General features: G+C 67.5%; 6 protein-coding genes. 3 read left to right on the top strand and 3 right to left on the bottom strand.

All coding sequences use genetic code 11. From position 1 onward, the window contains the following. The 3 genes from MKK69_RS17460 to gpmI form a co-directional block, all read right to left on the bottom strand. Nucleotides 1-1,036: GNAT family N-acetyltransferase (locus MKK69_RS17460; RefSeq protein WP_243969855.1), on the bottom strand; the 1,036-nt coding region annotated here is incomplete at its 3' end. Nucleotides 1,037-1,046: 10 nt separating this feature from the next. Further along, nucleotides 1,047-2,462 carry a lipopolysaccharide biosynthesis protein gene (locus tag MKK69_RS17455; RefSeq protein WP_243969853.1) on the bottom strand — a complete coding sequence of 472 codons (1,416 nt, stop codon included), beginning with the start codon at nucleotides 2,460-2,462 and terminating at the stop codon, nucleotides 1,047-1,049. A gap of 369 nt (nucleotides 2,463-2,831) precedes the next feature. Then, complete coding sequence (gpmI, locus tag MKK69_RS17450) at nucleotides 2,832-4,337, bottom strand: 2,3-bisphosphoglycerate-independent phosphoglycerate mutase (protein WP_243969857.1); 1,506 nt, start codon at nucleotides 4,335-4,337, stop codon at nucleotides 2,832-2,834. A 423-nt stretch (nucleotides 4,338-4,760) separates the two neighbouring features. Between gpmI and MKK69_RS17445 the strand changes: the two genes are divergently transcribed. The 3 genes from MKK69_RS17445 (at nucleotide 4,761) to MKK69_RS17435 (ending at nucleotide 7,365) form a co-directional block, all read left to right on the top strand. Beyond that, nucleotides 4,761-5,078 carry a hypothetical protein gene (locus MKK69_RS17445; RefSeq protein ID WP_243969851.1) on the top strand — a complete coding sequence of 106 codons (318 nt, stop codon included), beginning with the start codon at nucleotides 4,761-4,763 and terminating at the stop codon, nucleotides 5,076-5,078. A 158-nt stretch (nucleotides 5,079-5,236) separates the two neighbouring features. Next, complete coding sequence (locus MKK69_RS17440) at nucleotides 5,237-5,524, top strand: hypothetical protein (protein WP_243969849.1); 288 nt, start codon at nucleotides 5,237-5,239, stop codon at nucleotides 5,522-5,524. 377 nt (nucleotides 5,525-5,901) lie between these two features. After that, nucleotides 5,902-7,365 (top strand): hypothetical protein, encoded by a 1,464-nt coding sequence (locus MKK69_RS17435; protein WP_243969847.1) that lies wholly within the window; start codon nucleotides 5,902-5,904, stop codon nucleotides 7,363-7,365. Nucleotides 7,366-7,634 lie beyond the last annotated feature (269 nt).

Raw genomic sequence — 7,634 nt, 5'->3', positions numbered from 1 at the left:
TCGGCCGGCGCTCCGTCCAGAAGGTGGAGCCGAGGGCGAAATCCGGCGGGGCGCAGGAATCGATCCGGTCGATGTCCCACGCGCCGGAAACCACCGCCGCGGTCAGGCGGTGGACGAGCTGGACACCGGGGGCGCCCTCCGTTTCCGTCTCGTCGTGGGCGATCTTCAGGACCCAGGCCTCGGAGCCGGTGACCGGCAGGATCAGGGAGGCGAGCGTCCGGTCCGCCCGGCGCAGGCGCGCGATCCGCACCCCGTCCGCGGCGCCGAGATCGGCCAGGGCGGCGCGCAGGAAGGCGACCTCCGCCGGCCGCTGACCCAGGCCGGTGCCGGCCCGATCCTTCCAGCCGGCCGCTTCGAGGGCGACGTGCTCGTCCAGGGCGCGGTCGAGGCCGGCCGGCGTGTCCACCATCTCCAGGGCCACGGCCCCCTCCGCCTCCAGGCGCGCCTGGGCACGGCGCAGCTTGCGCCGCCTCTGGCCGGAGAGGTGGCCGAGATAGGCCGCCCGCGCCTCCGGCGTGCGGGCGGTCAGATCGAGCAGGCCGCGGGCATGCGGCCAGTAGGCGGCACGGGCCGCCCCGCGCGCCGCCAGAAGCTGCGCCAGGGGCCCGTCAGCGGGGGCGTTCGGCAGGAGAAGCCGTGGCGGCAGGCCCAGCGCCCGGGGCGCGGCGAGCAGACCCGCGAGCGCCGTCTCCGGATCGGCGCCGTCGAGGAGCGGCGCGCCGAACGGACAGTAGCCGTGGGTCCAGCCCATCAGCAGCGGAAGCGGCAGGACCCAGCGCCGCCGCGACACCCGGAACGGCCAGGCGGCGCGGAACCGCGCGCCCGGCTCCTCGGGGGGCCGGTCGGCGACGATCAGGAGACGCACCCCCGCCCCGAAGGCCCCGCGGGCGGCGAGCGCGTAGCCCGCCTCGTAGAACGGGTTCCGGATGCGGGCGGCGGCGCCCAGCGCCCGCCAGGCCGGGATCCAGGGCGCCGCCGGATCCAGGGGCCGGATCGCCGCGACCAGGCCCTGCGGGAGTGCGGCGGTGTCCGGCATTGCGACGCCGTCAGGTCGCGAGCCGGTGGCGGATCGCGCCCGCGAAGCCCAGCACGTCGTAGCGCCACGCGGCGGCCCCGGCCCCGGCGGCGAGCAGGACCATGCGCAGCACCTGCCCCGGGGGCAGGAGGCCGCCCGGCATCAAAGCGATCCCGGCATTCACGGCGCCGCAGGCCAGGGCGAGCCCGGCGATGCCGGCCATGTCGGCCAGCGGCAGCGGCATCGTCGTGCCCTCCCGCCTCGCGCCGAACACCAGCACGAGGCAGGCCGCGCTCTGCCCCCCGGCGAAGGCGAGCGCCGCCCCGGGGGCGCCGAAGGTCGGGATCAGCAGGAGCGAGAGCGCCGCCACGGTGGCCAGGGTGGCGAAGGCGGCCGCCGCCTCGAGACCGCTGGTCCGGGTGAAGTAGATCACCTGTCCGAAATAGTAGGCGCGGAACATCATCAGGATGCTCGCCAGGACCAGCACCGGGGCGAGCTGGCGGGCCTCGGCCCGGTAGTCGGGCCCGAGCAACACGGTGACCACGAGCTCGTCGAAGCAGAGGAAGAACACGGCGCCGAAGGCCGCGATCAGCGTCATCGCCCGGGCGGCGTCGCTCAGCACCCCCGCGGCCGCCTCCATGCCGCCGGTCCGCGCCTCGCGCTTGGCGATCGAGATCAGCGACAGGGCGATCGCCTCGCCGAACACGATGAAGCTCTGCCGCAGGAAGTCGGCCAGCGCCCCGTAGGCGCCGAGCCCCGCCGGCCCCACCGTCTTGGCGATGATCAGCCGGTCGAGGCTCTGGGCCAGGGCCGCGGTCCCGAAGGAGAGCACCAGGGGCCAGCCATAGGTGAACAGGCGCAGGGCCTCGGCCCGGCTGCCGCGGCCGGGCATCATCGGCGCGATGGTGGCGGCGGCCGGGAGGGACGCGACCGCGTTGGCGGTCGCCACCGCGAAGGCGAGGTCGAGCGGATCGGCCGCGCGGTGCAGCGCCAGGCTGCCGAGGCCGAGGATCAGGACCGCCCGGCTCATCACCGAGGCCGCCACCGCCCCGACCCGCAGGCGCGTGCGCGCGATCTCGGTCGCGCCCTCGAACAGGGTGGTGCCGCAGGCCAGCGCCAGGATCGCGGCCGCCATCCGGCCCGGAACCAGGCCGAGCCCGGCCGCCAGCACGCTGCCGAGCCCGGCCAGCAGCAGCGTACCGGCCAGGATGCGCACCACGGTGCCGATCTGGGCCGGCTCGCGGGCCTCGTCGTAGAGGGCGAAGAACGCGAATTTCGGCCACTGGCAGGTCGCCCCGTAGAGCACCAGCGCCCAGGACAGGACGTACAGGTAGGTGCCGTAGCTCGCCGCCGGCGCGAGCCGGGTGAACACCGCCACCGAGGCCATGTTCAGGGCGGCGGCGAAGCCGCGCGAGCCGACATAGATCAGGCTGTGCCGGGCGATCATGATCGTGGCTCGGAGGCTCGTGTCCTCTCGCCCCGCTGGCCTATGATTATCACAGGCCCGGATTGAAGCAGGGCGCGGACACCGCGCATCACCCTCCCCCCTCTGCAAGGGAGGGTGGCCCCCGAAGGGGGTCGGGTCGGAACGAAGTCCTGAAAGGGGGGAGCGACGGTGCAGAAGGAAGCGTAAGCCTTCATGAGGGCCATGCCCTTTTCTGAGCCCGCGCTCCCGAGCGGCCAGGACGGGCGCGCGGATCCTTCACAGGCATGCGCCAACCCTGCCCCGCCCTGGCACGGTCCGGTCCCGCGGCGGGACGTATGGCGAGAGCCTGATGCATGACGGCCCGACCGGTGCAGCCGCCATGCCGGGCCATCAGCCCGCCCGCCGGATCAGGGACGTGCCGGTCATCTCGGCCGGCTGGTCGAGGCCCATCAGGGCCAGCAGCGTCGGGGCCACGTCGGCCAGCCGGCCATCGGCCAGGACCACCCCGTCGACGCCCACGAGCGTCACGGGGACCGGGTTGAGGGTGTGGGCGGTATGCGGCTCGCCGGTCTCGGGATCGCGCATCGTTTCGCAATTGCCGTGGTCGGCGGTGACGAGCAGCGCCCCGCCCTGGGCCGTCACCGCCTCCACCACCCGGCCGAGGCAGGCATCGACGGTCTCCACGGCCTTCACGGCGGCCGCGAGGCTGCCGGTATGGCCGACCATGTCGGGATTGGCGAAGTTCAGGATGATGAGGTCGTAGGCCCCCGAGCCGATCGCCGCCACGGCACGGTCGGTCAGCTCCGCGGCCGACATCTCCGGCTGGAGATCGTAGGTCGCGACCTTCGGCGACGGCACCAGGACCGCGTCCTGGCCCGGGAAGGGAGCCTCGAGCCCGCCGTTCATGAAGTAGGTGACGTGGGGGTACTTCTCCGTCTCGGCCATGCGCAGCTGGGTCCGCCCGGCCCGGGCGACCGTCTCGCCGAGCCCGTTCGGCAGGTCGAGGGGCCCGAAGAGGGTCTCGGCGAAGGCGTCGATCTCGAGGCTGTACTGGACGATGCCCAGGGCGGCGGCGAACCGGATCGTCCCCGCGCGGGGGAAGCCCGCGAAGGCCGGATCGAGGAGGGCCTCCAGGATCTGCCGGGTCCGGTCAGCCCGGAAGTTGAAGCTCAGGAGGCCGTCGCCGTCGCGCATGCCGGCGAAGTCGCCGATGACGGCGGGCCGCATGAACTCGTCCGAGACGTCCGCCGCGTAGGCCGCGGCCACCGCCTGCCCCGCCCGCGCGAACCGGGTCCCGCGCCCGGCGGTGAGGGCATCGTAGGCGATCTGGACCCGCTCCCAGCGCCGGTCGCGGTCCATCGCGAAATAGCGGCCGCACAGGGTGGCGATCCGCGCGCCTGGCGGAAGGGCGGTCTCCACCGCGGCGATGCAGGCGGCGGCGGAACGGGGCGGCATGTCGCGCCCGTCCGTGAAGCCGTGGAGCCGGACCGGCACGCCCGCCGCGACCAGCAGGCGGGCCAGCGCCACCGCGTGGTCCTGATGGGCGTGGACGCCGCCCGGGGACAGGAGGCCGACGAGGTGGCAGGTCCCGCCGGAGGCGCGCAGGCGCTCGATGAACCGGCCCAGGGCCGGGTTCGCGGCCAGCGACCCGTCCGCGACGGCGGTGTCGATGCGTGGCAGATCCTGCAGGACCACGCGGCCGGCGCCGATATTGAGATGGCCGACCTCGGAATTGCCCATCTGCCCCTCGGGCAGGCCGACATCGGCCCCGAAGGTCCGCAGCCGCGCCCGGGGGCGCTCCCGCATCAGCCCGTCGAAGACCGGCGTCCGGGCCTGGCCGACGGCGTTGTCGGCGATCTCCTCCCGGAGGCCCCATCCGTCGAGGATCACGAGCATCACGGGGCGCGGGGTGCTGTCGGGCACGGTGACGACTCTCCTGGGCTTTCGGCGCGCAGCCGGGTCCTGCGGGCCGCGCGAGGCCGGACCCATGCGCGTGTCGATAATCGGCTTGGCCGCGCGAGACCACAGCCGCGGAGGCGGATCCGGTCACGGCCATGCGAAAGCGTCCCGATTCTGACAGCGCCGACTACGCATCGACGGGACCGCGGCATCGACGGGACCGCGGGCGCCCCCGCCCCGCCGGATCCCGGCGACCGTCCGATTTTCCGGCTCGGATCGTCGATGGCGGCGACCCGATGACCTCGAAGCCCCCCCCTGGAGACTGACCAGGGATAACCGGAGCGAGAATACCTTGACTGATTGGCGCGGCTTCCAGGTCGTGCTAACTTGTCGAATGTGCTTGACAGGGATTCACCTGCCGTGTCCTCGCCCGAAATCGTGAGTTCCGAGACGAGCGCGGATCTGGCACTCGACATGGTCGGCCGGGCCTACCTGGCTCTGGCACTTCTCTACGAAACGGCTCATCCGGGGGAGTTCGACGACGTTCAGCGAAAGATCCGCGCGTTCGTCGAGGACAATTTCCGCATCGTCCAGGACATGAACCGGGGCGAAACTTTCACCGCCGGGACAGTCGAGGGCGCGTCTCACCTTGTGAACAGCATCCTGACCGAGGCCGAGAACAAGATCGCGGCAATGATTCGGCCATCCCGGCATATGCGCGGTCAGACCATTACTTGATATTGCGCGCCGAGATCGGCAAGTGTTGCAGTCGAGCCATAATCCGGCGATAAATGATCCGCCGCCTCGATGCGCCGTGGCAGCAATAGCTCCAAACGTCGACAGTCTTAAAAGAGCGTGTTACCTGGCGGCTGGACAGCAATAAAACTACAAGCGTGATGATGGACAGCGACGATTGCGAGCGGGCCGTACGCAGTGCGGATATCGCGCTGGAGATCATGGTCCGGGCCTATCATGCACTCGCAGTCGTCTACGAGTTGTCCAACCCAGGTGCCTACACGGCGCTTCACGGCACGATGATGCCCTACCTGCGGGACGGCTTCAGCCCCGGAGCGCCGCGGGATACCGCCGATCCACAGGCCGCCGAGATGGTGTCCCTGGCCCTGGAGCGCATCGGCTGCGCGCTGGACGACGTTCGCTCCGACGTGGCGGCGGTCCATCGGTAAGGGCGGATACGCCCGATACAGCATCGCATACGTCGCTCTGACGACTGGCCCATCCGGCGGCCGGCCGCATCTCGACGGCGGCGCGCGAGACGTCAAAGGGCAGTGGCGGATTTGACGAAAAAACGCCTGACCCTGTGACTCTGCACGGGCACAACCGTAATGCCGTGACTGTACCGCTGCAAGTTCCCAGCAGCGCCTGTACAAATTGGATTGAAACGCTGACAACGTCAGTAATATTGCAAAACAATTGGCCAAAAACGCAGCTTGATGCTTGATTTGACCGCGCTTGACTCCGGAACTGATTTTTCCCGAAAACTCTACGCCGATCACAAATTTAAAATATTTGCTCCAGCACAATCAAGCGCGAGGACCGAGAGGTGACGCAGGCTTTCGATACAGCGGATGACATGCGGGATCTTATGCGGCGGGATCGTCTGACCTGCACATGGGTGACGCCGTCCGGGGATTTAGATCTCGATACGCTTGGCGATGTCTTGGCGTTCTTGCAAAATACCGTCGCAAATCTGGCTGTCATTACAAAAGATAACGATCTGGAAAATTTGAAGATCATCGGATTTCCGTCGTCAAAACTATTCGATACGTCGCCAAGCACGCAGCCCGGCCAGGTGCCGGGGAATGATTGTGGCCGAGCCCGCGAAGAGACCACTGGAGGTCATTCAAGGTCAGCGCATGCGCCGGACATCCTCATCGTTTCGGGCGAAGATCTTCGAACACAGGACATCATAGAAAAATTTTACGGATGTAAATTCATTTTATTTGATGGCGCTCGGAAAACCGCCGGGGGACGCGCCGCCTTCCAAAGGCTGGCCTCTGAAAAAAGATACTCTTTCGTCAATATGAATTTGGAGACCGATTACGCGCTGTTCATGCATCGCGCATTGAAGCCGACATTGCCGGTCCATTTCTTTACAATCGTACTCAATGGCGAGCCATTCATCCGATATCACGAGCATATGTTCCAAAGACTTCCATTTGAATGGCATTGGCATATCGTCGAAGGGGTCGCTCAACTCACGCACGACACGGCGTGGAGTGTCGCGACGGGCGGCAATGTTCCGCAATCTTTCCACGCGAACGGGCGCAGCATTGACGGCACGAGTGCATACATCGATGACATAGCCGACCGATTTCCGAACAACGTGACTGTTTATAGAAAAAAACCGGGCCATTTCTGGGACGGTAAAATCGAAATGGTGCGAGCGCCCCTCGCGAACTTGAATGAAGACTGCCTCCTCTGGCAGTTGGACTCCGACGAATTATGGAACCCCCGGCAAATCATCGCGATGCGATCGGCGTTTTTAGCGGATCCGTCGCGCACGGCCGCGTGGTTCTGGTGTAATTACTATGTCGGACCCCAATTGGGCATATCGACCCGGAACAACTATGCTCAAAACCCCAACCAAGAGTGGCTAAGGGTTTGGAACTATAAGCCCGGGATGATTTGGCATGCTCATGAGCCGCCCATCCTGTTGAAGGCATATCATAACGCGGGCAATGTTCAGTTTCGCGACATGGGCAGAGAAAATCCTTTCTCCCACGCCGAAACCGAATCGCTCGGGGCCGTGTTCGATCATCTTTCCTACGTCCTCGAGTCGCAGCTCGCATTCAAGGAATCTTATTACGGGCTTAAAGGCGCCCTCAACCAATGGCGCAGACTTCAAGAGACCCAGCACTCAGCGGGCGATGAATCAGGGTCTTTACGAGATTTCCTTTCGTGGGTGACGGACGATACCCAATATCGCTCCGTTCGAGCACTCGGGTGGAAACCGATTGCAGCTTATGATCAGTCCGCCAAATGCTGGACTTGGAATTTGCGATAAAGGCTTATGGCCGGCCGCGACAGGGGCCTTCACGCCGGAGGCTGAACACCGCGCATCGGCACGAGGGGTCCCGGCGCTTCGTTCCGGCAGCTGGCAGCACGGCCCGGGTCAAACGCCAATCGACCAACGAAAGCCGATCGACGAACGCCATCGGCTCGGCTCGCTCGCCCAGGGCGGCTTGCGCCAGCTCGTAACCTGGTGAACGGCTCGATCGCGGCGAGGAACGGCCTCGAGAAGCACCGTTCGCGCCGCGCGGCTCACGGCTGGGC

Origin of the sequence: Methylobacterium sp. J-026 (genome assembly GCF_022829585.1) — a bacterium.
Classification (GTDB): Bacteria; Pseudomonadota; Alphaproteobacteria; order Rhizobiales; family Beijerinckiaceae; genus Methylobacterium.
This window is presented reverse-complemented; position numbering and strand designations above follow the sequence as displayed.

Excerpts from the sequence above, each read along its gene's own strand:
- MKK69_RS17455 (WP_243969853.1), bottom strand. The coding sequence starts at position 2,462 with ATGATCGCCCGGCACAGCCTGATCTATGTCGGCTCGCGCGGCTTCGCC.
- gpmI (WP_243969857.1), bottom strand. The coding sequence starts at position 4,337 with ATGCTCGTGATCCTCGACGGATGGGGCCTCCGGGAGGAGATCGCCGAC.
- MKK69_RS17440 (WP_243969849.1), top strand. The coding sequence starts at position 5,237 with ATGATGGACAGCGACGATTGCGAGCGGGCCGTACGCAGTGCGGATATC.